Genomic DNA, 24,086 nt, shown 5'->3' with positions numbered 1-24,086 from the left:
TCAGTGGCCCTGGTACTTGGCGGCGACCTTCGCGGCCAGGGCCTGGCTGTTCTGCAGCGCCTGCGAGACGCTGATCTGGCCGGCCACGGCGGCGTTGATCTGCTGGGAGACCTGGGTCCCCAGGTCGGTGAACTCCGGGATGCCGACGAACTGGATCCCGGGAGCGGGCCTGGGCTGGACGCCCGGGTTCTCCGGGTCGGCGGCGTTCAGTGCGGCCTCGGTCTCCTTGGCGAAGGCCGAAGCGGCGCCGAGGTACTGCGGGTTGGCGTACGTCGAGGTGCGCTTGCCTGCCGGGACGCGGGACCAGCCCAGGGTGGTGCCGACCAGCTGCTCGTACTGCTTGCCGGACGCCCAGGAGATGAACTTCCAGGCGTCGCTCTGGTTCTTGCTGGCCTTCTGTACGCCCCAGGCCCAGGTGTAGAGCCAGCCGGAGCTCTTGGTCTGGTCGACCGGGGCCGCCACGTAGCCCACCTTCCCGGCGACGGGCGAGTCCGAGGCGTCCAACAACCCGGCCGCGGACGTCGCGTCGTACCACATGCCGACCTTGCCCTGCTGCATGTTGTTGAGGCACTCGGCGAATCCCGCCTGCGGGGCGCCGGCCTCGCCGTGGGCGCGCACCAGATCGACGTAGAACTTCGTCGCCTTCGTGAAGGCGGGGCTGTCGAGCTGGGCCTTCCAGTCCTTGTCGAACCAGGTGCCGCCCATGGTGTTGACCACCGTGGTCAGCGGCGCCAGCATCTCGCCCCAACCCACCTGTCCGCGCAGGCAGATGCCCTTCATGCCGGGCTGCGCACCGTCCACCTTGGCGGCCAGGTCGGAGACCTGGGCCCACGTCGGGTTCGCCGGCATGGTCAGGCCCTTGGAGGCGAAGACGTCCTTGCGGTACATCAGGAAGGACGACTCGCCGTAGAACGGCTCGGCGTAGATCTGACCGTTCACGGTGAGGGACTTCTGCATGTTGGGCAGGATGTCGCTCTGGTCGAAACCGGTGTCGCTTCCGGCGTAGGTGGTCAGCGGAGCGAGCCAGCCGTTCTTCGCGTAGATCGGCGTCTCGTAGTTACTGATGCTCGCCACGTCGTACTGGCCGGCCTGGCTGGAGAAGTCCTGGGTGATCTTGTCGCGGACGTCGTTCTCGGGCAGGACCGTGAAGTTGACCTTGATGCCGGTGGCCTTGGTGAAGTTGTCCGCCGTGAGCTTCTGGAGGTCCGCCATCTGCGGGTTGTTCACCATCAGCACGTTGATGGTGTGGCTCTGCGAGCCGCCACCCCCGCCGGCTCCACCAGCTCCGCTGCATGCCGCGAGCAGCGCGCCGCTGAGGGCCACGGCCCCGGTGATGACGAGGTGCCGGCGAAGAACCTGTCTGTTCGTCATGATGTTCCTTTCCCTTACGAAAGCCGGTCGGGGTGGGACCGGATCTGGGGGTGCGGGGGTGCGAGGGTGGGAGGGGTTGCGGATTTTGGGGTACGGGTGACCTGGGCGCGGCGCGGAGCGCCGACCCTGGGGGATGTGAGCGTTCAGGCCCGGATGACGTGCAGTCCCATCCGCGCGTAGCGGCCGGCTTCCGCACTTGACAGACCGTTGTCGGTGACGATCGCTTCGAAGTCGGACACGTCGGCGAAACGGCAGAAGCTGCTCGCGCCGAACTTGCCGTGGTGTCCGATGAAGATCCGTCTTCGGGACACCTCCAGCGCCTTGGCCTTGACGTCGGCCACGACCGGGTCAGGGGTGGTCAGGCCGTGCTCGCGGGAGATGCCGTTCGCGCCCAGGAAGGCGAGGTCGATCACGAAGCCCGAGAGCATCGCACAGGCCCACGACCCCACGGTCGCCAGCGTCCGGTGCCGGACCCGGCCGCCCAGCAGCAGGACGGTCGTGTTCTCCGAGTCCGCGATCGCCGCGGCGGTGGGCAGCGACGCCGTCACCACGGTCAGCGGCCGGTCCGTCGGAAGCATCGCGGCCAGCAGTTGAGGGGTGTAGCCCTCGTCCACGAAGACGGTCTCCGCCCCGTCCAGCAGCTTGACGGCCTCGGCGGCGATCCGGCGCTTGGCCTCGACGTGAAGCGTGACCCGCTGCTCCAGGCCGGTTTCGAAGCCTGCGCTCTCCACCGGGTAGGCGCCGCCGTGGGTCCGCCGGACGTGACCCTTGCGCTCCAACTCGCCCAGATCCCTGCGGATCGTCTCAGCGGCGACGCCGAGATCGGCCGCGGCCACGGTGACCACGACGCGGCCTTCCTGACGCGCGAGGGCCAGGATCCGCTTCTGTCGCTCCTCCGCTCTCATCCCCGCCCCACTTTCCCACCCTGCCCGATCGGACAACGGACGCCCGAATGTGCCCGTGTGAGATTTATACAGCCGCACCGGAACCGCGCCTCCCGCCGGTACGGACACAAAGCGGCCCGAATCGTGCCCGTTTCGAAAGTCCATCGCTGCAGGCCGCAGCGGGCAGCGCCTTGCGATGCGCGCGTAGCTGCCCGAAGACGCCTCCGAACGCGCCCGTTTCGGCACCGACCGGACCGAGTCCGGCGTCAGGCAGAGAAGGTTCGGCTTCACTCCCCGCCGGTGTACAGGAAGGCCCGCGCGCCGCCGGAGGACAGAGCGGAAGCCGCCCCTTCGCCTTCCTCTCCTCAATCCCGGCTGCGACGGGTGGCGGACCCGTTGACCAGGAACTGCATCACTCGGCAGACGCGTCCCCCTCTGCGGCACCTTCTCCTGGTGCCGCCGCCGTCGAGAGGAATTGCCCGCCGTGACTGAACTCGGACCCGTCGTCTGGCCAGCTGCCCCGATCAGGACCGAGCGGCTCGTGCTCCGCGAGTCCGAGGCCCGGGACCGTGCAGCGTTCATCGAGCTGTTCGCCTCGCCGCAGGTGGGCACCTACATCGGTGGCCCGCGACCGCGCGATGAGCTCGCGCGCGCGGTGCCTGAGGTTCCCGGGCGGCGCCCCGGCCATTTCGTGGTCGATCTCGACGGAGCGATGATCGGCACGATCGAGCTCAACCGGCGCGACGCGGAGCATCGGAGTCATGTCCGTCCGGATGCCGGCGAGGCCGAGCTCGGCTACCTGTTCCTACCAGAGGCATGGGGACGCGGGTACGCCACCGAGGCGTGCGCGGCAGCACTCGGCTGGTTCGCCGACGCGCGTCCCGGCGAGCCGGTGGTGCTCTGCACCCAGACGGCCAACGATCGCTCGATGCGCCTCGCGGCCAGGCTGGGGTTCACCGAGGTGCAACGGTTCGAGGAGTGGGGCGCCGAGCAGTGGATGGGCGTGTGGTCCTCGGCCACGCCGTCCGATTGAGACGGGTCCGATTGAGACTGGCCTGTCCAGCGGATCACGGGTGCATCCGGGCACCCTTGAACACCTTGTCGACGGCGTTACGCGGCCCGTGGACGGCCAGGCCGACGAGATCCAGGTCATCTCGTCGCACGGCCCGCACCGCTGCGCGGTTGTCCACGTCGTTGCCGGTGGTGAACAGGTCGGACGTGAACACCGCCCGCGGCAGCGCGCGGGCAAGGGCGCGGCCGTGCGCGGCGGTGATCGTCTCCTTCGAGCCCTCGAAGACCAGCACGGGCTGGCGGAACATCCGCAGGTAGGGGGTGTCGTCGGCGTCAGCGTAGGGCTCGCCGATCACCTCGGGCGCCTCCGTCCCGAGGCCGCTCACCAGGAACGCGGTCACGTTCAGGCGCTGCCAGGTCTGCAGGTCGTCGCGGAGGAGCACGGCGATCTTGGTGTCGAAGCGGACGGGTGCGGGTGCGTTCTCGCGGTCGGTCATGCGCTGAGACTGCCGCCCGGTCGCCGAGTCGGTCTTGTACGTTGTTTGCATGGCCACACGCGAGGAGGTCTTCGCGTGGCGCCCACCGGTCCCGGGCGTCACCGAGGTCTTCCACGCCCGCTTCACCGAGCACGCCTACCCGATGCACGTCCACGACGTGTGGACGCTGCTGATCGTCGACACCGGCGCGGTCCGCTACGACCTCAACCGCCACGCCTGCGGCACGCTGCACGAGACCGTCTCCCTGCTGCCGCCGCACATCCCGCACAACGGTTCACCGGCGACGCCGGAGGGTTTCCGCAAGCGAGTGCTGTACCTGGACCTGAGCGTCCTGGACGCCGCGCTGATCGGTTCGGCGGCGGACACTCCTGACCTCGCGGACCTGCTGCTGCGCCGCCGGGTCGGACAGCTGCACACGGTTCTGGCGAACCGGGGGGACGAACTGGAAGCGGAGAGCAGGCTCGCCTTCATCGGCGAACGGCTGCGCGGGCATTTGCGACCGATGGCGGCCACGGTGCGGCCGCCGGAGCGCGAACGCGGTGTCGCCGAGCACCTGCGCGATCTCCTCGACGCACGTGTCGTGCAAGGCGTCACCCTGAACGAGGCCGCCGAGCTCGTCCACGCGCACCCGGCCCACCTCGTCCGCGCGTTCAGCGCGGCGTTCGGTCTGGCCCCGCACCAGTACCTGACGGCCCGCCGCGTCGAACGCGCCCGCTCTCTGCTGCTCGACGGCCTCCCGCCCGCGGAGGCGGCGACGGCGGCGGGCTTCTACGACCAGGCGCACTTGGGGAGACACTTCAAGCGCATCGTCGGAGTGTCTCCCGGAAGGTTCCGTCGCGCTCGCTAGGGGCCAGCTCGGCGGACTTGGGTCAGTTCCCCTAACGGAGGCACGGCCTGTCCGCCTTCTGACGGATCGGCATCGCTACACCTCCTGCGGTCACACGATGGCCTGGTCGAACTGCTCCCACTGTCCGATGCTGGTGCGGTTGGCGATCAGCGGGCCGGCGCCGGCGTTGTCGGCGGTGACGTACCTGCCGTTGACGCGGGCGAGCAGGCTGATCGTGCCGCTGGGGTTCGTGATCAGCCTGAAGGTCTCCCAAGTGCCGATCGAGGTGCGATTGGCGATCAGCGGGCCGGCGCCCGCGTTGTCCGCGGTGACGTACCTGCCGTTGATCCTGGCCCGTAGCGCGATGTTGCCGTTGCCGGCGTCGACCACGTCGAACTGCTCCCAGGGGCCGGCGGCGGTGCGGTTGGCGATGAGCGGGTTGGCGCCGGCGTTCTCGGCGGTCACGTAGTCGTGGTTCGCCTTGGAGCGCAGAGTGATCGTCCTGAGCGCGGGCGTGGCGCTGATGACCGGTTGGGTGGGGCGGGTGGCGGTGAGCGCGATCTGGCCCTTGAACATGCGGCCGCCGTCTCCGGTCAGGCGCAGGTAGTAGTCGGAGGAGCAGGCCGTGCCGTCCTCGTCCAGGGCGGCGAAGCCGGAGTCGGTCGGTGTCCAGGCCTGGGATTCGGCGGTCTTCGCGATCTGGTTGCCCTCGTTGTACTCGTCGAACATCGAGATGTAGATACCCTGCGCGCCGAGGCGGACCATGTTGTAGAACTGCCGCCACATGAAGTCACCGTGTGCCCGCTGATGGCCGGAGAGATCCCCCGGCAGCACGCAGGGCTGGTAGTCGATGCCGTGGGCGTTGCAGTCGGCCTGGTCGGGGACGTTGACGTTCCGGTAGACGGAGTCGGAGTCCGCCGCGTTGCCTATCGCGCCGACCATCCAGGGGGTGAGCATGTCGAAGGCGTGGTAGACCCCGGAGAAGCCGGCCCGCGATCCGTTGACCCCGGTGCGCCACTCGCGCGGCACCCCGCCGATGACGTAGCAGCCCTGGCTCTTGAACCAGTTGACGACGTCCAGGCAGGTCACCGCATCCCAGGGGTGCTTGCTGTCGTTGAAGCCGAAGCCCCAGATGCACACCACCGGCTTGCCGTTCTGCTTCGCATAGGCGCTCGACGCGGTGTGGGCCTTCATCTTGGTCGTCCAGTCAGCCTTCATCTCCGACTGCATGGTCGTCCAGTCGGTGGCGTCGTACATGATGTAGAACTTGCGGCCGTGGGACTCCGCCGCGCTTCTGACCTTGATGGCCATCGCGTCGCGGGTCGGGCCCTCGCCGCCAGTGGGGTTGAAGCGCTGCAGCGCCGCGGTGTCGATGTTGTTCTGCTGCATCCACAGGAAGTGCGTGTCCACGGTCTGCTGGTCGTAGGAGGAGAACAGCCTCGCGGGTTGGCCGTTGCCAAGTGCTGCGTACCCGCTCTGGTACGTTCGGGTGTACTCCCGGTTGTCCGGCCAACACTTGATGTTGGTGTTCGACGGCGACGGAGACTTGCTGTCGTCGGCGCTCCAGTGCCACCAGGCGTCGATGGGCGAGCCGTCACCCGGGGCGGCGAACCAGCCCTGGTAGCCGACGGTGACCTTGCCGACGACGTCTCCGACGGGGCTGGCCGTCGTACCGGCCGTGGCTGCCTTGGTGATTCCGAACGCGCCGGCCACCGCAGCCGCGGAACCGCCGAGCGCGGTGGTGAGGACCCTGCGGCGCGACCAGATCTGCTTGCGGCGGTTCACTGACATTGGGTGGCTCTCCGTGGAGGGTTGCGGGCGATGCGCTCCGGCGCGCGCCGGCCGCGAAAGGAATTCAACGTGGCCGCGTGACGGTGGGTCAATCACTCACGGGCGAATGTGGGAAACAGCGCTATCCGCCTGATTTCTGTTATGCGCGGCACCGGCGGCGTCCCCGAACGGGATCCCTGCGGACTGTTCAGTGCGTCATTGGCGCTCCACATGAGATCGCTTCTCAGCGAAGGTTCGGACGAATCACAGGGTGACCAAAGCGCCCTCTCACGAACGGCAGGCAGGCTTTCCATAGCTTCCTGAGTTGGAGGATCGCCATCATGAACGAATACGACTCAGCAGGTCCCCACGAGACGAGCAGGAGAGGCGCATGGATCGCGGCCGCTGTGCTGACGTGTGCTGCGGTCATCGGTATTTCCGTTGGCTCCCCGCCCTCCTCCGCAACAGCTGTTCCGAGCGCTACCGGCGGCAGCTCCAACGCCCGGTCCGGACCGGCCGAAGGGGGCTCGTCCGGAACGGTCGACAGCGTGTCCACCTCGAGCTTCACGCTGACGACATCAGCGGGGCAGAACGTGACTGTCAACGAAGCGGCCTCCACGGCGTACCGGAACGGCACGGCTTCGGCCTCGGTCGCGGCCTCGGCGAGTGCCGTGACCACAGGCGAAAGCGTTCTCGTACTGGGCACGACCAGTGGAACGACCATCGCGGCGACGCAGGTCACGGTGCAGCCGACCGGCGGCGGCGGATCCGCCGCTTCCTCGGCGGCAGGGGTGGTCCCCTTCCAGCAAGGTGCTCCGAGCACGGCGAAGCAGGTCGGTCAGGTCCCGGCGAACTACACCGAGGGGTCGGGGACGATCGTCAGCGGAACGGCGGCTGACCAGGCTACGGAAGCTGCGCTGGCCGCCTACCCCGGCGGTGTCGTCGACCGCGTGGTGCAGCTCAGCAACGGCGAGTACGAGGTCCACTACATCGGCGTCAACTGGCCGCACCACATCTTCGTCGACCAGGGCTTCAAGGTCGTCGGCGCCTTCTGACAGCTATCCTCCCCGGCCACCAGATCTTCGTTGCGGAACCGCTCAGCGCGGATGCGCAGCGAAGACCTGGTGCAGGATGTCCAGGTATGCGCCGTGGCCGCTGGAGCTGGGCCAAGCCGTGGACGACTCGGCCGCTGTCCCCTCGCCCCATTCGTTGTATGTCACCACCAGTTGGAACGGCTCACCCGAGGTGGCGACGGTAGTGGCGTCCCGGCGGAAGCGGGCGAGGTCGCGCGGGACCGTCGGGATCTTCGCGTCGTTCTTCCAGAATCCCGGAGACAGGATCGCCGAGTAGCCCTTCTGCACATCCAGGGCGGAGGCGTACTGGTGCCAGCCCTGCGGTTGGTCGGCGCAGTCCCGGTAGCCGCCGAACACCTTCAGCACGACGTAGTACCCCTCGGTCCTGTTGGCCTGCGCCCACCGGGTGGCCATGGCGCAGCCGTCGCCGCCTCCGCCGTATACGAAGATCACCGGCTTGCCGTCGATGTGCAGCCATGCCTTCTGGGCGGAGTACCTGCGCAGGTACTCCAGGTCGCTCCTGATCGCCGTCGCCGAGGGATTGGAGTACGCCTCCTGCTCGTAGTACACCGTCCAAGAGAAGCCGAGCTTTGCGCCCTCGGACATCAGCAGGGGCAGTCGCTTGTCCTCGCGCTTGCCCGCACCCCACCAGGAGGAGATCCCGGCCTGGAGACCGCCGTACTGCATGTCCTTGATCTGTCGGTCGACGGTGGCCGGAACATCGACGCTGTACCGGCCGGCCGAGGGCGTGTAGTGGCTGCCGGAACCGCTGAAGTTCTCGGGATACCAGGGGTAGTAGAAGGCAGCCCGCACCGGCAGCCTGGTGTCGGTGACAGCGGCCGGCTTCGCTGTGGCGCTCGGCTTCGAGGCCACGGAGGGCGACGGCTCGGACCGGGCGGCGGAGGGCCTGGCACCGGCGACCGCGGGCGCCGTGGCGACAGCGGCGTCCCGGGCCTGCGCGTCATGACCGGGACGGCCGAGGGTGTATGCGGCGGCGGTGACCAGGAGCAGACCGACGGAGGAAAGCACGGCGGCCTTACCCACCGAGAAACTCCCCGCCCTCAGCGCGGACCGGCTCGCCGCCCTCCCCGCCGCCCTTCCCGTCGCGCTGATCGCTCCGCTGCCGGCTGCACCGCCCCCAAGGCGGCCCGACGCGACCAGCCCCAACAGGACGGGCGGGACGGACACCAATGCCAGGTCGGCCAGCAGTCGTTCCGCCGGTATCGCGTCGACGGGCACATCACCACAGGTCGGACAGGTGCGCACATGTCGGGCGATCCGCTTGCGCCACAGACCGGAAGTCCGCCCGTCCCAGCCGCGGAGAACGCCGTTCAGGTCCGGGCACCGCGGGACCGCCTGGAGCGCCCGCACCACCCCCCGTGCGACTTCCAGCCGCACCTTCAACCGCTGCACCCGCACCGCGGCCTGCGGCAACGGCAGTTCCGACGCCGCGGCCAGTTCGGTCCGGGTCAGCCGACCCGCGACCTCCATCCACCACAGGGACAACAGTTGTCGGTCGTCGGCGTCCAGCCATCGCGTGGCCTCGGCCGCTTCCCGCCGCTGACCGGACAGTCCCAGCACGGTGATCGTCAGGTCGACGAAATCGGCTCCCGGATCGGCGAGCAGCGCCGTCTCCTCGAGTCCTGCTATCGCGGCGGTCGCCGGGGCGCTGCGCCGAACCCGCCAGTGCCGACGCACCTGCCGCATGGCGATGGCGACCAGCCAGGACCGAAATGCTTCGGGGTCACGAAGCTTCCGCACGTCGCGGATCATCTGCAGCATGACCTCCTGCACGACGTCGTCGGTGTCGGACGGAGCGTCGAGCGCACGCCCCACCAGGTTGTAGACCAGGGGGAGGTAGTCGGCGACGATTCCGTCCAGGGCCCGCTGATCGCCCTGCTGCGCGGCACGCACCACGTCGGCATGCGACCCGTCGTACCCACGTTGCGAATTTTCGGTCATGACGCGAGGAGGGCTCCCGGTCGGCGTCGGCATAACAGAAATCGGCGCATCACCTTCGACTGGCCACCCCGGCATCATCGCAGCCCCCACGTGGCTCTGCCGGTCCCCGCCGTCGTCGAAGATCTTCAGGGCTTTGTGCAGTGCCTCCGAGGCGGCTGTGTACTCGCCGCAGGCCAGTCTCGCCTGTCCCAGTCCGTGAAGGGCACTCGCCTGGGCCTGCAGGTATCCGGAGTCCTGGAAGATCTTCAGTGACTGGCCGAAGTGCTCGAGGGCGTCGCGTTGCTGTCCGGTGGCCAGCAGTACTCGCCCAAGTCCCCACAAGGCGAGGTCCCGTCCCCTGTGGTGGTGTAGCTGCCGGTGGGCCGCCCCTTCAGGGAGAGGACTGACGAAAGCCGCTCGCCCTGCGCGGCGATAACGCCCTGGGGTTTCGCTGAAGAGCACGCGCCACTACGGTGGCGCGGTGATGTCGATCAAGAAGTTCCAAGTCACCTTCGACTGCGCAGAACCTGAGCGTCTCGCCCGCTTCTGGTGCGAGGTGTTGGGGTACGTGGTACCGCCCCCACCTGAGGGGTTTGCCACGTGGGACGATTTCAAGCGCTCGCAGTCACCTGAGCAACAGGACGCCTGGTTTGCCTGCATTGACCCCTCAGGTGTGGGTCCGCGACTGTACTTCCAACGCGTCCCCGAAGGAAAAGCCGCCAAGAACCGGCTGCATCTTGATGTGCGGGTCGGCACCGGACTCGTGGGTGAAGAGCGCCTCGCCGCGCTTGAGGCCGAGTGCGCACGGCTGGTCCCGCTCGGGGCTGTCCACGTGCGAACGCTGTACGACGGCAATGATTCGTGCATCCCGATGCTGGACATCGAGGGCAACGAGTTCTGCGTCGACTGAGGGTCCGCGAACGTCGGTCGTGTCCCGCGGAGCGGTGTAGAGGCACGGCAGCGCCTGATGCCCCCGCTGTTCAGCGGCTGGGCGCCAAGCCGTGCACAGATCGCCACTACACCACTCGCGGGACGCTCATCCAACCACCAGCGAATAGCAGCAGGTAGTTTCGATCGGTTCACGTGCCTGCTTCGCTGGGCGGTCCCAGTGCAGGCCGGCGGAGCGGTTTTGGGCAGCGAAGTTGGCGGGGGTCGCCGCGGCTGGGTCAGCCTGGCTTGACCGCCAGCGTCGCAAAATAGTTCGACATGTACTGGGCGGATGCGTTGGATTGGTCCGGTGCTTCTGCGAAGCCGGTGAGGACGAACCCTGCGGCGAGTTGCCCGCCGATCTGGTCGGTGAGGGTGTGACTGTATTCAAGAGGGGCATCCGCGCCGAACTTCGTGGCGCGTTCCTCGGCGGAGTACTGCGTGACATCGCTGTAGGGCAGCTTGTGCACGACGACCAGCTCGCCGCGCTCGTCGAGCGCCTCGTGGTCGAACAAGTACACATCAGGGTTGAGGAAGCCCACGAGCAGAGTTCCGCCCGGTCGCAGGACGCGGAAGCACTCACGCCACACCGGTGCCAAGTCGGGTACAAATAGGTTCGAGACCGGGTGGAACACAACATCGAATGCTGCGTCGCCCAAGGCGCTGAGGTCGCGCATGTCGCCCAGGACGGTGCGCAGCTCAAGTCCGTCGCGCGCCGCCACCATCTGGTCCTGGCCGAGCTGGCGGGGCGAGTTGTCGAACACGGTGACCCGCGCCCCCGCGGCAGCGAGGATCGGACCCTGCTGGCCACCGCCGGAGGCCAGGCACAACACGTCCTTGCCGGTCAGGTCCGTCGGCAGCCAGGAGCGGTCGACTGGCTCACGCCCGATGAGAACAATCGACCAGTCGCCCATGCGGGCGCGCTCGACATCCTCAGCACTCACCGGCCTCGACCACTCGTTGCCCTCCTGGACATATTTGTCCCAGGCTGCCCGATTATGGGCACCGGGGTCGACGACAAGGTCCTCCACGTTTAACTCCCTGCTACAGCCAAGCGAACACCAGCGGTACCGACAGTCCGACGCCGCCAGCCAACACGATCACAGGTGCGGGCTCAACGAAATTAGCGGGCGTCATCCCGGCGGATCTGCCCATCGAACCGGCCTGGCTGGACTTGGAAGGCGGGGATGGCCCCCGTCGCGTGGAGGGATTCGGCTCAAGTGATTCTCAACTCTGTTCGCCTGCCGTCCCTTGAGCCAGCTCCATCGTTGCGACAGCTTCGGGGGTGCAGGGCCGTCCAGCCAGATGTCGGTGAGCCCGGCGAGGGTGAGTGTTACGCCGGCACCTGGTCGACGGTGGAGAGGAGGGCGCGAAGGGGCGTGGTGTCAGGGGTTTCGGAGACGGCCGCGTCGAGGGCGTCGTCCATGCCCGCCTCCCACACGTCGGGGAGGGCGATGCCCGGGACGCCGGACCAGGCGATGTCCGGGGTGGCCTGCCCGGCCTCGACGAGGTGCAGGTGGACCATGCCCGCGAGGCCGTCAAAGACCTTGGGGCGGATGAAGTTGCGGGCCGACTCGCCGATCAGTCGTGAGGCCTGGTCCGGCCTGGGTATCCGGTCGGCGATCTCCGTCCACAGCAGGCCGCGGTCGATCGCGTCGAGGATCTCCGGGAGACCCGGCAACTCGTCGTCGGCGACCAGCTTGCCACCAGCTCTCCCTCCGGCCTCGGCGCGCAGCGCCCTGGCGGTGGCCACGCGCAGGGGCTTGGACCAGCCCTCGGCATCGCCGAGGGCGCGGACCATGACGAGGTCGTCCCAGCTCAGGCGGCGCAGCTGCGCCGCTCCCGGCGGGAGTGCGCACGCCTCCAGGCCGGCGAACACCCGGTCCGGGTCGCGCAGCAGCGCGAGCGCGGTCGGCGCGACGGCCGACTCGTCGGCGCGGCCGTCGGCGGGCAACTCCTCGATACGGGCGATCCGCTCGGCCATCAGCGGGTGCGAGTCGTACTCGTGCGGACGCGGCGCCCGCTGCCCGGCGGAGAGGGCGGAGAGCCCCTCCGCCGAGCGGGCGGCCAGCAGCCGCCGGAACCCGCCGTGCACCTCGCCCACGAGCGGAAGCATGCCAAAGCTCCTGCTCATCCCGGCGTACGTCTTCAGGTAGTGCCGATGGGCGGCATCGAGGACGGGCACCGCGCGCAGCGCGTTGGCCGTCGCGTCGCGGCCGGCGTGCCGGGCGGCCACCTGGTCCGCCGCGAACTCCTGCTGGCGGGCCACCGGTTGCGAGGTCCGCAGGAACATCCGGGCGTAGGCGACATACAGGGCCCCGATCAGGTGCTGCAGCCGCGTGCTGCCCCGGCCGAAGACCTCCACCGTGTGCAGGACCACCGCCCGGCCGCGCATCGTGACGCCGCCGAGCCGGGTGTCGAGGTTGCCGTAGTGTCCGAACTCGTGCGCCAGAACGGACTGGAGCCGCGGAACGGTCAGCCCGGCCAGCAGCGGCAGGCCCAGGAACATCCGGCGGCGCCCGGGCAGCAGCCCCAGCAGCCGGCTCTCCTCGGCGACGCTCGCGTTGACGTCGGCGGTCAGGTACAGCTCGTCCGGCGGCAGCTCCCCGGTCGCCGCCGCGGCCGCCCGCACCTGCTCCCACAGCTCGGGCTGTTCCTCCGGCGTGACCGGCACCGCGTCAGACACCGGCCTCAGCCGACCGGCGCGCAGGAAGGCGTACATGCCCCGCAGGATCGTCACGGCGGCCACCGCGGTGCTCATGAGGATCACCGCGATGAGCCAGGCCGCGGGCGCGACGAACAACCGGGTCACCAGCAGCCAGTCGACGACACCCATGACCGCCAGCAGCACCACGCCCAGCAGGTAGAAGCCGGCCAGCAGCACGAGCGCGCGGACAGCGCGCAGTCGGAACGTCATCGCAAGATCCCCCACAGGGCCAGGGCGGCCCACAGAGAGGCCAAAGCGTCGGCGGATCCTACCCCGAGACCTTCCTCCGTGCGGTCAGCGGTCTTCCCCGGCGGTGGGTGCGGCCCGAGCGGTGGCGCTCTCCGCGGGACCAGCCCAACGGCTTGGGCGAGGCACCGCCAAGTACGCGGTCCAGCGACTCGTCGGCCCTACGACGGATCATCACCCGGAGGTTGAAGACGCCTCTGAGCGGCGCGGACGTCAAGTTCGTTCAAACTGCACTTGGCCATCAGACGGCGACCCCGGCACTGGGCGCCTACGGGCACCGCTGGTTGGACCGGCTGAGCGAAGCGTCAGACCGCCTCGATGCCCAGCGCATGAAGGTACCCATGAAGAACGAGGTCAAAGCAGAGAAGGCTGCCGGGTCACCGCCCCATCGCGTCGGACGCCCGACCGGCGAGTCCCAGCGCGCACACCGCGCCGAGCGCGCAGACCACGGCCGTCGCCCGGAAGATGTCGCTGTACTCGGTGTGCAGCGCCATGTGCAGCGCGTGCTGGTAAGCCGGCCACGCCCGCTCGAAGCCAGCCGTGCCCGGAACGGGCATGTCGAGGTGGGCCGTCAGCGTCTGGAAGCGGTGCAGCCCCCACGCCGACAGCGCGGCCACGCCGACCAGCATGCCGACGGTCCGGGCGATGACCGCCGCGGCCGAGGCCGTGGTGTGCTGCCCCGGGTCCGTCGAGTCCAGCACCGCCCCAGCCGTCGGCGCGATCACCAGGCCCAGGCCCAGGCCCGCGATCACGAGGTCGGTCTGCGCCAGCGGCAACGGGCCGACGTGGGCGGTCAGCGCCGCCAGCGGCCAGGCCGCGATCAGGACGTAGCCGCCGGCCGCCACCGCCATACCGACCGCGGCCACGACCGGGTGCCCCAGCCGGCGCCCGGCCAACCCGCCGAGGACGGCGCCCACCGGCAAGGCTGTCAGGAACCACATCAGCAGCAGCGCGCCGCCCACCGAGCTCTCGCCCAGCAGCGACTGCGCCACCAACTCCCCGTCCACCAGCGTGACCAGCAGCGCCACGCCTGCGCAGAAGCTGATCGCCATCGCGGCAGCGAAGGGGCGCCGCCGGATCCGCCGGGTGTCGATCAGGCGGACCTGGCTGCGGCGCTCCCACAGCACGAAGACGGCCAGCGCCACCGCGCTGCCGAGCAGCATGGGCAAGCCCCAGCTCGGCAGCACCGACCGCTGCGGGTCCTGGTTGTCAAGGGCCGCCACCAGCAGCGCGAGCGCCACCGCCAGCAGCAGGCCGCCGACCAGGTCCGTGCGTCGGCGCTCGGTCGGCTCGCCCGACTCGGGCGAGGCCTCCGCAGGCACGGTGAACTGCGTCACCACCGCCGCGACCAGCACGAGCGGGACGTTGACCCAGAACACCCCGCGCCAGCCCGTCAGTGCCGCGACACCGGCCCCGTACAGCGGGCCCAGCACGCTCCCGAGCTCCTGCGCGGCGCCCACGGAGCCGAGCGCCACGGGTCTGGCCGGGCCGTGGAACAGACGCCCGGCCAGCGCGAGCGCGACCGGCAGCAGCGCACCCGCGGCGGCGCCCTGCACCAGCCGCCCCGCGACCAACAAGGGGAGGCTGTGCGCGCTCGCAGTGAGCGCCGAGCCGACCGCGAAGACGACGAGGCAGCACTGCAGTACTCGCCGCGGCCCGAACCGGTCCGCGGTCTGCCCCAGCAGCGGCATGGCGGCGACGTAGCCGAGCAGGTACGCGGTCACGATCGCAGTGGCCCGCTCCAGATGGTTGAGCGGAATGCCCAGCTCGTCGGTGATCGGGGTCAGCAGGGTGACAATGACGTACGCGTCCAGCGACCCGAGCAGCGCGACCACGGCGGTGACGCCGAGGATGACGTGCCGCCGGGCGGGCGCCGTCCCGGTGTCCACGCCCGTCACGACGACGGCGCGGTGATCGCGGCCGGCGCGTCAAAGTCGGAGAACGAGGCCGTCACCGAGCCACTGCCCCCCGATGCGGTCTGCACGGGGAAGGAGACCTTCACGAGCTGCGACGAGGAGACCGTCAGCCAGATGTCGCCCTGCTCGCTTTGCGAGTCCCCGGGCACCAGCGTGGCCAGCACCGGCTGCGCCAGCAGTGCCTTCACGTGGTAGACCGCCTGCCCGTCCAGCGTCTCCCGGTCCACCGTCCGGGCGGCGGTCGCCGTCTGGAGCAGCTTCACGACACCCTTGTCCGGGTCCAGGATCGCCTCGGGGTTGTAGAGCGAGGCGGCGACCGCGAGCGGGACCTTGCTGTAGCCGCCGGTCGCACCCTTGATGTAGGCAGTGGAGCCGATGATGACGAAGTCGATCTCCACCAGGGCGCCGCTCTCCGACACGGACGCGTGGCCCTGCGCGTTCCCGGCCCGGGTCAGCTGCCCGGTGGCGCTGCGCAGGGCCAGACCCGCGATCTGGCCGCTCGCGTCGATCGAGAACCGCAACGACCGCACGGCGGTCATCGCCGTCGCACCGCTGCTCAGCAGCTGCGCTGCCGCCGGAAGGTTGCTGGTCTCCTTGCCGCCGCCACCGCTGGCGCCGCTGGAGCAGCCGGCGAGCGGGAGCGCGAGGACGACCATGACGGTCGCGAGGGTCCTGGGGGTTCGCATAGTCGGATGCTAGAGGTGGCGCGAGGTCAGCGGCAGTGGTTACACGGCACAACAGGCCTTAACTGACGAGGCATCACCTACGGCTCCTCGGGTGGCTACCCCGCCGAGGCCGGAGCTGCCCAGCGATGCCGCAGGGCGGCAGCCCTCTGGGCTGACCTGCTGCCTCCCGACTCAAGGAACGAAGGCTGCTCAGCAGATCCCGGTGAGGCTGTGGCCGTACCCTCTCGGCTACCCGTCCTGACACGTGGCCGGCCGCGGGCCAGCATGTCACTACGGATTGTCCGGGCTCCCCTCCTCTGACCACCAACATCACTTCAGGCTCCGTCCGGAGCGTCTCGCACCGTCCGCGCGCGTTCGCCGATTTCGTGGGCTGCGGCAACGGTGTTGGCCGCCCATCGTGCTCGTGCTCCGACTTCCGCGACTTTGCCCGGTGGCACCGGTCCGCCGGGAAGTCTTCGGAGAAATCTCTGGCAGGACCGCCTCGACGAGGTAGCTGACCGGCTGGACGTTCAACGATCCAAGATCTTGAAGAGGGCCAAGGAGAAGGCCGAGAAGGCGGCGAGGCAGGCCGCGAAGCTCGCCGCAGATCTGGCGACTCTCGAAGGCGTCGCGTAGACGTTTCTGGGCCTCATGTGTCGGAAATCCGTACGGCAGGGGCACCGACATCGGTCACGGAGCGTAAGCATACGCTCTGACCTGCGTCTTTGTGGTGGGCACAGACGGATTCGAACCGCCGACATCTGCTTTGTAAGAGCAGCGCTCTACCGCTGAGCTATGCGCCCCAGAGGCCCCAGAGGGTGTCCCCCAGTGTCCGGTCGGGACCGGAACAACGGCTAAGCGTACCTGGTCCCGGCAGCGGGATGCGCCTCGGTTGGTGCGGGGGTGGCGGGGTGGGTGGGAGGATGGCGGGGTTCGGTCCGTCGGGGTCGGGCGTGGGCCGGGTGGCGGGCTGGTTGGGAGCGGAGAAGACGTGGCGGGCGGTTCGGCGCGGAGGTGGCGGGGAGAGGCCGGGCGGGCCGAGGCGCAGGCCGCGCGGGAGGCTGCGGCGGAGGCGTTCTACGAGGTGGACACGCTGCAGCGCGACGTCAGGATCAATGTCGAGACCGTCGCCGCCGCCGACAACTCGCCCGGAGCGCAGCGGGCCGTCGCCGACTTCGCCGCGATCGGGGGGCGGATCGACCAGGTCAGCACCGCCTACATCAACGCCCTCGACGCCGTTGATCTCGACGCCGAGGACCTCTCCCCCGGCGCTGCCGCACAAGCCCGCCAGCAGCTCGACCACAGCCGCCAGCAGTTGCTGCAGGCCAAGGCCGAGCTGGAACGCTTCGCCGCGTTCTTGGAGCCGCTGCTGACCAGCGCCGCCGCGCAGCTCGCGCAGGTGGCACCCGCCGTCGAGCGGGCCAAGCAGGCGTGGCTGGCGGCCAGCAACGCGCTCGACGCGGCGAAGGAAGCGCGGCTCGGGACGGACGCGCAGTCGCGGGCCCTCGCCGAGCTCGGGCCGCAGATGCGGGTCCTGACCGAGGGCGCCGGCCGGCACGGCGTGCAGACGGTGCTGCGCACCGCCGCCGACGTACAGCGGGCCGCCGAGACGATCCGCGCCGAGGCGGAGCGGTTGCCGCAGCAGGCCGCAGAGATCGACAAGGCGTTGGCCTCCCTGCGCACCCGCACCCAAGCCCTTGAGACGCGCTCGCAACAGGTCGGTCCGGTCCTCAGCGAGCTGCGCCGCCGGTTCAGCGAGGCCTGCTGGCGCGATCTGCAGCAGGTCCCCGAGCAGGCCCAGGAGTCCGCCCGGCAGGCCCTCGCCCGCCTCAACGAGGCGGAGAAGGCCCGTAACGAGCAACGTTTCGCGGACGGACTGGCGATCATTGCCCAGACGCGCACGCTCCTGACCACGGCGGACGGCTCCGTCGCGCTCGCGAACGACCGGCTGCACGCGCTGAACGAGGCCCAGCGCGCCCCCCAGGCGGAGCTCGAGCGGGCCCGTTTCGCCATCCGGGACGCCCAGCGCCTCGCCATGGCCGGCCGGAACGCGCCAGATCCCCGCCACGCGCAGCCGCTGGACGCCGCGCTCGAACGGCTGGACCGCGCGGAGGCCGGGCTGACCGGCGCGCACCCCGACTACTGGCACTTCCTGACCGAGACCGCCGCCGTCCGCGAGACCGCCGCCGCCGTCGTGCAGGCGATCCGCACCGAACAGGGGATGCCCCGCCGATAGCCCCGCCGATAGCGCGGATGAGAGAATGGGCGGCATGCCTCGCTATGACTACCGCTGCCGCTCCTGCGGCGCCACCTTCGAGCTCAACCGCCCCATGTCGCAGGCCAACGCGCCCGCGGTCTGCCCGGCCGGGCACGAGGACGTGACGAAGCTGATGTCGATGGTCGCCGTGACCGGCACGGGTTCGGCCAGCGCGGCCGCGCCGCAGGCGGGCGGCGGCGGTGGCGGGGGTTGCTGCAGCGGCGGTTGCTGCGGCTGACGGCGAGCAACGGCCTCTACGAAGCACCACGAGGCCGACGCGTCACCGGAGCGTAAGCGGGACGCATGTTGCATGCCGCCTGGGTCGGCCGGACGATGGAATCCGGACTGCCGTCACCAGCCCCGCACCCCCAGGGAGGCGGCAATGCAACTCCAGGACCATCTGCCGGTGGACCACCGGCTCGGCCAGGTCTACCGCTACAGCGCGGGCGCGATCGGCGTCTTCCTGATCGTCTTCGGCATCCTCGGCTTCACGAACCACGTCGGCTACTTCTCGACCAACGGCGACCACGTCCTCGGCATGACCAGCAACGGCACGCTCAGCCTGCTCTCGGTGCTGTTCGGGGCGCTGCTGATCGGCGGCGCGGCGATCGGCGGAAACACCGCCTCGACACTGAACATCTCCGTCGGCATCCTCTTCATCCTCAGCGGATGGGTGAATCTGGGGCTGCTCGACGGGAACCACAACTTCCTCGCGTTCCACATGCAGAACGTGATCTTCAGCTTCCTCGTCGGCCTGGCCCTGATGCTCTTCGGGATGTACGGCAGGGTCACCACCCACCTGCCCTACGACAACCCCTACTGGCGCAGCCGCCACCCCCGGGCGACCGGCGGCGTCAACCAGTTGCCGCCACGCGCGCTGCCGCACTGACCGCAACGACCGGACTGACCGGATCGGCGCTCGGGCGACTGCCCGGACCGACCAGCGCCAGCAGTCGGCGCAGCAGCTCCTCCCCCGCCGCGACGCCGGTCTCGGCGAGAGCGGTGACGCCCGGCGCGGTCCAGCCGCTGTCCGCGAGCTCGCCGTGGCCGGGGCGGAAGCCCGCGTCCGCGGCGAGCAGCAGCTCCGCGTCGAGCAGGGAGTCGCCCGCGGCGAGGATCGTGGACGCGCCGGTGCGGCGCTCGACCTCCGCGAGCGCCGCGGACTTGGTCAGCGGCTGCGGGACCAGGTAGATCTTGCGGCCCTGGAGCGAGACGCCCCAACCGCGCTCCCCGGCCCAGCCGGTCAGCTGCTCCACCCAGCCCTCGGGGAGCAGCGGGCGGTCGACGACCAGGTAGGCGAAGAGCTCCTCGGCGACGCGGCGCTTGCGCGTCCACTCCGGGTCGGCCTCCATGGCCAGGTACTGGACGATCTCGTCCAGCGGCGCGCAGTTCTCGGCGAGGGTGGCCAGCATGGCGGCGTGCCAGTCCTGGTCCGTCCGGCCGTCGACGAGCAGGTGGCCGCCGTTGGCGCAGATCGCGTAACGCGGGGTCCAGTCCGGGACCGGCCCCGGCAGGTGGATGCGGTGGTACTGGGCGCGGGTGCGGGTGGTGGCCGGGACGAACTCGGCGGCGACGATGAGCTCGGCCAGCAACTGCGCGGCCTGCTCGGTCATGAAGGAGAGCGGCTCGCCCTTGTGCACCTCTACCGTGAGCAGCCGCGGCGCGTCCTCGTCCGGGACGGTGAGGCCGAGGGCGCGCGGCGAGTAGACGAGCGTCCGGTCCAGGTCACAGGCGACGAGATGGCGGGTGTGGGGGCGGGTGGTCACAGCGCTGTTCCTTCCGAGCCGGTGGCCGCACGCGAGAAGTGCGGATGGATCAGGCCGACGCAGCTGTAGGGGAGGCCGTCGACCTCCTCGACGGGCACGGACCGCTGCTCGGCGAGCAGCCGCACGTGGTCGAGGTCCGCCCCGACCCCACGCCGGACCAGGACGCGCCACGGCACGCGCCGCAGCAGCACCCGCGTGGTCTCGCCGACGCCCGGCTTGACCAGGTTGACGCTGCCGATCCCGTACTCGACGCTGATCCGCTCGACCGCCGCCCAGCCGGACCAGTCCGGGGCCCGGTCTGCTGCGGCGCCCGTCGAGGTCATCCGCGCCGCGTCGGCGACGGCGGCGTCGCGGACGGCGTCGAAGTGCGCGGCGACCGCGTCCAGGAACGCGCCGGAGACGTCCGCGCCGGAGAGCTCGCGGTAGAACTTCGCGCCGTGGAACTCGTCCGGGCCGATCAGGCCGTCACGGAGCACGGTGCGTGAGATCAGGCCGGAGACGGTGGAGTTGAGACAGGCGGAGGGGATGAGGAAGTCCTCGCGGGTGCCGAAGGTCCGCACGCAGCGGCCGGGGTCGGCGAGGACGGCGAGGGCGGGGTCGAAGCCGGTGCCGGACAGGGCCGCCTCGAGCTCATGGGTGATCGCGCCCTTGCCGGTCCAGCCGTCGACGAAGACGACGTCGGCCGGGTCGTGACGCCGGGCGAGGTAGCGCAGGGCGGTCGGGTCGATGCCACGGCCGCGGACGATGGAGACGGCGTAGTGGGGCAGGTCGAGGCCGTGAACATGGGCGGCCCAACGCCGCATCAGCACGCCGACGGGCGTTCCGGCGCGGGCGAGCGAGGCGAGGACCGCACTCGGTCCGCGCTCGGCGAGGACGGTCTCGGTGACGACGCCGACCGCGTGGGCGACGCGGGCGGCGGAGGCTGCCAGTGCCTGCTGATACAACGCCTGGTAGGCGTCGCTGGGCTGGTACTCGACGGGCAGCGACTCCGCGTAGTGGGCGCCGCCCTGCTGGATCGCCTCCTCGCGCTCCTCGGTCGGGGCCTCGAGCGCGACGGAGGAGAGGTCCTTGAGCAGCCAGGAGACCTCGTCGGCGCGGTAGGAGGAGAAGTCCGGCCCGTGCAGGGGGGCTGGGAGCGGCCGGTGCGTCGGGACGACGGCGAGGCGGAGGTGATCGGTGACGGCGGGGTCGCGGAGCACGTCGGTGAGACTGCCGGGGCCGCTCAGGCGCGGGGTGTCGGAGTCCGAGTCGACGAGGAGGACGACGGCGTCGAAGCGGCGGGCCGGGTCAGCGCCGGGAGCGACGTTGTAGGCGTAGCGCGGGCCCTCGTCGTCGGCGGGAGCGGAGAACTCGAGCCGGGTCCGGATGGCGTAGCCGGGGTCGTCGACGGCAAGGACGGGCGAGCGCGTGGTGCTGGAGAAACGGACCTCCGCCGCGCCACCGAGCGCGCGCTCCAACGCGGCGGCGATGCGCAGCGGCGCGTACATCAACTCCTCGCACCCGAGCACCAGCACGCGAAGCGTGCGGAGCGCGGAGGTGGGCGCGGGCGGGGAGGCGAGCGCAGGCGCGGACACGGAGGCGAGGCCAGGCGCGGAGGCGAGCCCAGGCGCGGAGGCGAGCCCAGGCGCGGAGGCGAGCCCAGGCGCGGAGGCGAGCCCAGGCGCGGAGGCGAGCCCAGGCGCGGAGGCGAGGCCAGGCGCGGAGGCGAGGCTGAGCTGCGCGGCGATGCGCGCGGCCATCGCAGGGAGCGTGGCGTCGAGCCGGGCCCGGTCGGCGGCGGTGAAGCCGTGCCGCCCGCCGTCCGGCAGCCCGACCGGCCACCCGAGCTCGACGCGCGTCAGCGGCGCGAGCGCCGGCACGGCGTCGGCACCCGCAGCGTCCGAAGCGGCTTCGGCTCCGGCCTCGGCTTCGGCTTCGGCTTCGGCTTCAGTGAGGGAACCTGTCCCGATTTCCAGGACACGTTCGGCCTCCGGGCCGCCGAACGGCGGGCTCGACGGCAGCGGGCCGGATGCCGCAGTCGCGCCAGAGGGGGAACTTGTCCCGGAAATCGCGACAAGTTCCCCCTCCGCCGCCGCGACCAGCGCCGCGCCGCGCGCGAGCAGGTCCGGCGGGAGATCGACGCGTGCCGTGGCCGCCGCGACGACGTCGACGCGGGTGCCCAGCTCGGCGGCCAGCTTCACCAGGCGGTCGCGGTCGTCCTCGTCCCGCAGGTCGACCAGGGTCACGACCACGTAGCGCTCCCGCGCGCGCAGCGCGTGCAGTGCGGTCAGCGTGTTCGCGATCGTGCGGCCGGTGGAGAACTCGTCGTCGACGAAGACCAGCGGGCCTTCGCCCTCGGTCAGGAGTGCTGCGCGCTCGGGCAGCAGCAGGTGGGAGGTGGCGTGCGAGTGTTCCTCCTCGAAGCCGCCGAGCGGGGCGACGCCCGACACCGGCCGGCGCGTGGAGTGCAGATAGGGCGCGCCGCCCAGGCCGTCCGCGACGCACTGGCCCAGCGCGGTCGCCGTCTCCGCGTAGCCGAGGACGACGGCCTGCGCCGCCGCGTCGTCGCCGAGCAGCGCGCGCACGCGCTCGCCCAGCTCGCATCCCGCCTGGTAGACGATCGAAGGCAGCTGTGGAACATGCTTGCCGAGCACCGTGGAGACGAGCAGGTGCGCCCGGCGCGGGTTGCGCCGCAGCGCGAGGCCGACCAGCTCGCGGACCGGCCCCTCCGGAAGGCGCACGTCCAGCTCCCGCTCGACCCACTCCCCCGCCCATACGCCGGTCGACACGCCCGTCGACACGCCGGTCGACACGCCAGACGTCGTCATCTCAGTGCTCACGTTCCCTGCTTCTTCGTTCGTGATGGAAGCTCAACACGGCCAGATGGCCGGCAGATGGCCCTGACGTGGCGGCCCGGCCGCCCTCAGCGGCACAGGCAGGCGGCCAGCAGCTCCGCGAAGGTGACGTCCTCCCGGGCGACGCCGAAGGCCGCGGCCCGTGCCATCACCCGCTGCGCCCAGGCGCGGTGCGGCTTCACCTCGTTCATCTTGTTCGTGTAGACCGAGCGCAGCACCCCGCCGCCCACCCGGTCCTCCTGCAGGATGTCGCAGGCGTCCGACCACTCCTCGTGGGTGGCCACCGACATCGCGTGCACGGCGGGCACGTGGCTCGGGTGGATGCAGGTCTTGCCCAGCAGGCCGTTGGCGCGGTCGAGTTCGATCTCGCGGATCAGCCCGTCGAGACCATGGTCGATCAGCTTGCGGCGGACCTCTTCGGTCGGCGGCTCGGTCTCGGCGAACGGGCTCTGCCGCAGCTGCGGCTTGAACTTCCGTTCCTGGACCGGGAAGTACTCCCAGACCGGGCCGGTCACGGTGTAGCCGGTGCCGTCGGCGCGGCCCAGCGTGTTGACCACGTCGGCGATCACCGAGGCGACGATCTGCACGTCGTAGGCGGTCAGGTCCGGCGGGCGCCGCAGTCCGTACGCGGAGCAGAGGTCGGTCACGCCCAGGCGGACGGCCAGCACCGACTCGCGGTACTTGCCCAGGACCTGGGCGACGTCGAAGAGCATCTCAGCGCGGCTCTCCAGATACGCCAGCTCCGGCGACTCCAGCACCGGCATCGCGTAGAGCGGGAGTCCGCTGGTGGAACGCAGCTCGGCCAATGCCTCGAGGAAGGGCAGCCCGCTGTCCCTGGTGAACTTCGGCACGACGAAGCCCGAGAGCACCGCCAACGCCGCCGGGCCCATCCGCCGCGCGAGGTCGGGTATCTGCTCGGGCCTGCGGACCCGGACGAAGAGCAGCGGCAGCCGCACCCGGCCCCAGGCGCTCAGGTCGGCGAGCTCGCGCAGCTGGTCGACCAGATTGGCCTCCGCCGCCGGGACCTCGCTGTCGTCTATCGCGTCCTCGAGGCAGAGCACCATGGAGACCACGCCCTGGGCGGCCTGGCGGCGGACGTCGTCGGCGAGGGTCGGCCGGGTCGCCGGGGAGTAGAGGGTCGCGCCCAACGCGGCGGCCAGGAGCGCGGGATCGCTGTCCCGCTGGAAGGAGGCGGGCTCGTGCAGGAAAAGGCGCTGCCGGGTCTGCACGTCGAGCTGGCCGAAGTGGCGCATGTTCCCCTCTCGGGATGGCTGTGGCGGCTCATCGTACGTAAGAACCAGGCAAAAACCAGAGCTGAAACAGTCTCTTCTCGCAGACGTGCGGAGTAGGAAACACGGGGAGCCGCCCGGTGCCTCCGCCGCCTTGGCTGTCCGC

General features: G+C 70.5%; 20 protein-coding genes and 1 tRNA gene. 7 read left to right on the top strand and 14 right to left on the bottom strand.

What is annotated here, in order from left to right:
* Positions 1-1,371 carry a sugar ABC transporter substrate-binding protein gene (locus tag ABIA32_RS21130; RefSeq protein WP_370097613.1) on the bottom strand — a complete coding sequence of 457 codons (1,371 nt, stop codon included), beginning with the start codon at positions 1,369-1,371 and terminating at the stop codon, positions 1-3.
* Between the two features lie 143 nt (positions 1,372-1,514).
* A complete protein-coding gene (locus tag ABIA32_RS21125) occupies positions 1,515-2,276 on the bottom strand; it encodes a DeoR/GlpR family DNA-binding transcription regulator (protein WP_370097610.1) in 762 nt (253 codons plus the stop codon).
* Positions 2,277-2,739: 463 nt separating this feature from the next.
* Between ABIA32_RS21125 and ABIA32_RS21120 the strand changes: the two genes are divergently transcribed.
* A complete protein-coding gene (locus ABIA32_RS21120; protein ID WP_370097608.1) occupies positions 2,740-3,288 on the top strand; it encodes a GNAT family N-acetyltransferase in 549 nt (182 codons plus the stop codon).
* Between the two features lie 34 nt (positions 3,289-3,322).
* On the opposite strand, the gene ABIA32_RS21115 is transcribed toward ABIA32_RS21120, so the two are convergent.
* Positions 3,323-3,763 (bottom strand): DUF2000 family protein, encoded by a 441-nt coding sequence (locus ABIA32_RS21115; protein WP_370097605.1) that lies wholly within the window; start codon positions 3,761-3,763, stop codon positions 3,323-3,325.
* Positions 3,764-3,812: 49 nt separating this feature from the next.
* On the opposite strand from ABIA32_RS21115, the gene ABIA32_RS21110 reads away from it, so the two are divergent.
* The gene (locus tag ABIA32_RS21110; RefSeq protein WP_370097602.1) at positions 3,813-4,610 is read left to right on the top strand and encodes an AraC family transcriptional regulator; all 798 of its coding nucleotides are present in this window, start codon (positions 3,813-3,815) and stop codon (positions 4,608-4,610) included.
* Between the two features lie 90 nt (positions 4,611-4,700).
* On the opposite strand, the gene ABIA32_RS21105 is transcribed toward ABIA32_RS21110, so the two are convergent.
* Entirely contained in the window at positions 4,701-6,380 is a 1,680-nt protein-coding gene (locus ABIA32_RS21105; protein ID WP_370097600.1) for a xylosidase, read from the bottom strand.
* Between the two features lie 223 nt (positions 6,381-6,603).
* Complete coding sequence (locus tag ABIA32_RS21100) at positions 6,604-7,038, bottom strand: hypothetical protein (protein WP_370097598.1); 435 nt, start codon at positions 7,036-7,038, stop codon at positions 6,604-6,606.
* Here ABIA32_RS21100 and ABIA32_RS21095 point away from each other — a divergent pair.
* Positions 7,031-7,414, top strand: coding sequence for a hypothetical protein (locus ABIA32_RS21095; protein ID WP_370097595.1), 384 nt, complete (start codon positions 7,031-7,033; stop codon positions 7,412-7,414). The two genes, ABIA32_RS21100 and ABIA32_RS21095, sit on opposite strands and share 8 nt — an antisense overlap.
* A 42-nt stretch (positions 7,415-7,456) precedes the next feature.
* Here the strand turns inward: ABIA32_RS21095 and ABIA32_RS21090 are convergent, their stop codons facing one another.
* The gene (locus tag ABIA32_RS21090; protein WP_370097592.1) at positions 7,457-9,394 is read right to left on the bottom strand and encodes a sigma-70 family RNA polymerase sigma factor; all 1,938 of its coding nucleotides are present in this window, start codon (positions 9,392-9,394) and stop codon (positions 7,457-7,459) included.
* Between the two features lie 460 nt (positions 9,395-9,854).
* Here ABIA32_RS21090 and ABIA32_RS21085 point away from each other — a divergent pair, with 460 nt between their 5' ends.
* On the top strand, positions 9,855-10,283 hold the full coding sequence (locus tag ABIA32_RS21085) for a VOC family protein (RefSeq protein ID WP_370097589.1): 429 nt from the start codon (positions 9,855-9,857) through the stop codon (positions 10,281-10,283).
* A gap of 256 nt (positions 10,284-10,539) precedes the next feature.
* Here the strand turns inward: ABIA32_RS21085 and ABIA32_RS21080 are convergent, their stop codons facing one another.
* From ABIA32_RS21080 to ABIA32_RS21060, 5 genes are all read right to left on the bottom strand, one after another.
* Positions 10,540-11,331, bottom strand: a complete 792-nt coding sequence (locus ABIA32_RS21080) for a class I SAM-dependent methyltransferase (protein ID WP_370097586.1) — start codon at positions 11,329-11,331, stop codon at positions 10,540-10,542.
* A 302-nt stretch (positions 11,332-11,633) separates the two neighbouring features.
* Positions 11,634-13,217 carry a M48 family metalloprotease gene (locus tag ABIA32_RS21075; RefSeq protein WP_370097583.1) on the bottom strand — a complete coding sequence of 528 codons (1,584 nt, stop codon included), beginning with the start codon at positions 13,215-13,217 and terminating at the stop codon, positions 11,634-11,636.
* Between the two features lie 413 nt (positions 13,218-13,630).
* The gene (locus ABIA32_RS21070) at positions 13,631-15,142 is read right to left on the bottom strand and encodes an MFS transporter (RefSeq protein ID WP_370097580.1); all 1,512 of its coding nucleotides are present in this window, start codon (positions 15,140-15,142) and stop codon (positions 13,631-13,633) included.
* 5 nt (positions 15,143-15,147) lie between these two features.
* Positions 15,148-15,855 carry an LppX_LprAFG lipoprotein gene (locus tag ABIA32_RS21065; protein ID WP_370097577.1) on the bottom strand — a complete coding sequence of 236 codons (708 nt, stop codon included), beginning with the start codon at positions 15,853-15,855 and terminating at the stop codon, positions 15,148-15,150.
* A 707-nt stretch (positions 15,856-16,562) separates the two neighbouring features.
* Positions 16,563-16,637: transfer RNA gene (locus tag ABIA32_RS21060), tRNA-Val, on the bottom strand.
* 188 nt (positions 16,638-16,825) lie between these two features.
* Between ABIA32_RS21060 and ABIA32_RS21055 the strand changes: the two genes are divergently transcribed.
* The 3 genes from ABIA32_RS21055 to ABIA32_RS21045 all read left to right on the top strand — a co-directional run bounded on the left by ABIA32_RS21055 (position 16,826) and on the right by ABIA32_RS21045 (position 18,980).
* On the top strand, positions 16,826-18,070 hold the full coding sequence (locus ABIA32_RS21055; protein ID WP_370097574.1) for a hypothetical protein: 1,245 nt from the start codon (positions 16,826-16,828) through the stop codon (positions 18,068-18,070).
* A gap of 34 nt (positions 18,071-18,104) precedes the next feature.
* A complete protein-coding gene (locus ABIA32_RS21050; RefSeq protein ID WP_370097571.1) occupies positions 18,105-18,329 on the top strand; it encodes a zinc ribbon domain-containing protein in 225 nt (74 codons plus the stop codon).
* Between the two features lie 144 nt (positions 18,330-18,473).
* Positions 18,474-18,980 carry a DUF4383 domain-containing protein gene (locus ABIA32_RS21045; protein ID WP_370097568.1) on the top strand — a complete coding sequence of 169 codons (507 nt, stop codon included), beginning with the start codon at positions 18,474-18,476 and terminating at the stop codon, positions 18,978-18,980.
* Here ABIA32_RS21045 and ABIA32_RS21040 read toward each other — a convergent pair.
* The 3 genes from ABIA32_RS21040 to ABIA32_RS21030 all read right to left on the bottom strand — a co-directional run bounded on the left by ABIA32_RS21040 (position 18,946) and on the right by ABIA32_RS21030 (position 23,944).
* Positions 18,946-19,857, bottom strand: coding sequence for an HAD family hydrolase (locus tag ABIA32_RS21040; protein WP_370097565.1), 912 nt, complete (start codon positions 19,855-19,857; stop codon positions 18,946-18,948). The two genes, ABIA32_RS21045 and ABIA32_RS21040, sit on opposite strands and share 35 nt — an antisense overlap.
* A complete protein-coding gene (locus tag ABIA32_RS21035) occupies positions 19,854-22,664 on the bottom strand; it encodes a phosphoribosyltransferase (RefSeq protein ID WP_370097942.1) in 2,811 nt (936 codons plus the stop codon). Before ABIA32_RS21035 ends, ABIA32_RS21040 begins: the two co-directional genes overlap by 4 nt.
* 95 nt (positions 22,665-22,759) lie before the next feature.
* On the bottom strand, positions 22,760-23,944 hold the full coding sequence (locus tag ABIA32_RS21030) for an HpcH/HpaI aldolase/citrate lyase family protein (RefSeq protein WP_370097562.1): 1,185 nt from the start codon (positions 23,942-23,944) through the stop codon (positions 22,760-22,762).
* Positions 23,945-24,086 lie beyond the last annotated feature (142 nt).

Source organism: Streptacidiphilus sp. MAP12-20, from assembly GCF_041262525.1.
Lineage (GTDB): Bacteria > Actinomycetota > Actinomycetes > Streptomycetales > Streptomycetaceae > Streptacidiphilus.
Note: the sequence above shows the minus strand (reverse complement) of the source record. Positions and strands in the feature narration are given on the sequence as shown.

Bases quoted from the DNA above. Each gene is read 5' to 3' on its own strand.
- ABIA32_RS21030 (WP_370097562.1), bottom strand. From the start codon at position 23,944: ATGCGCCACTTCGGCCAGCTCGACGTGCAGACCCGGCAGCGCCTTTTC.
- ABIA32_RS21130 (WP_370097613.1), bottom strand. From the start codon at position 1,371: ATGACGAACAGACAGGTTCTTCGCCGGCACCTCGTCATCACCGGGGCC.
- ABIA32_RS21050 (WP_370097571.1), top strand. From the start codon at position 18,105: ATGCCTCGCTATGACTACCGCTGCCGCTCCTGCGGCGCCACCTTCGAG.
- ABIA32_RS21090 (WP_370097592.1), bottom strand. From the start codon at position 9,394: ATGACCGAAAATTCGCAACGTGGGTACGACGGGTCGCATGCCGACGTG.
- ABIA32_RS21035 (WP_370097942.1), bottom strand. From the start codon at position 22,664: ATGACGACGTCTGGCGTGTCGACCGGCGTGTCGACGGGCGTGTCGACC.
- ABIA32_RS21045 (WP_370097568.1), top strand. From the start codon at position 18,474: ATGCAACTCCAGGACCATCTGCCGGTGGACCACCGGCTCGGCCAGGTC.
- ABIA32_RS21125 (WP_370097610.1), bottom strand. From the start codon at position 2,276: ATGAGAGCGGAGGAGCGACAGAAGCGGATCCTGGCCCTCGCGCGTCAG.
- ABIA32_RS21105 (WP_370097600.1), bottom strand. From the start codon at position 6,380: ATGTCAGTGAACCGCCGCAAGCAGATCTGGTCGCGCCGCAGGGTCCTC.
- ABIA32_RS21115 (WP_370097605.1), bottom strand. From the start codon at position 3,763: ATGACCGACCGCGAGAACGCACCCGCACCCGTCCGCTTCGACACCAAG.
- ABIA32_RS21110 (WP_370097602.1), top strand. From the start codon at position 3,813: ATGGCCACACGCGAGGAGGTCTTCGCGTGGCGCCCACCGGTCCCGGGC.
- ABIA32_RS21065 (WP_370097577.1), bottom strand. From the start codon at position 15,855: ATGCGAACCCCCAGGACCCTCGCGACCGTCATGGTCGTCCTCGCGCTC.
- ABIA32_RS21075 (WP_370097583.1), bottom strand. From the start codon at position 13,217: ATGACGTTCCGACTGCGCGCTGTCCGCGCGCTCGTGCTGCTGGCCGGC.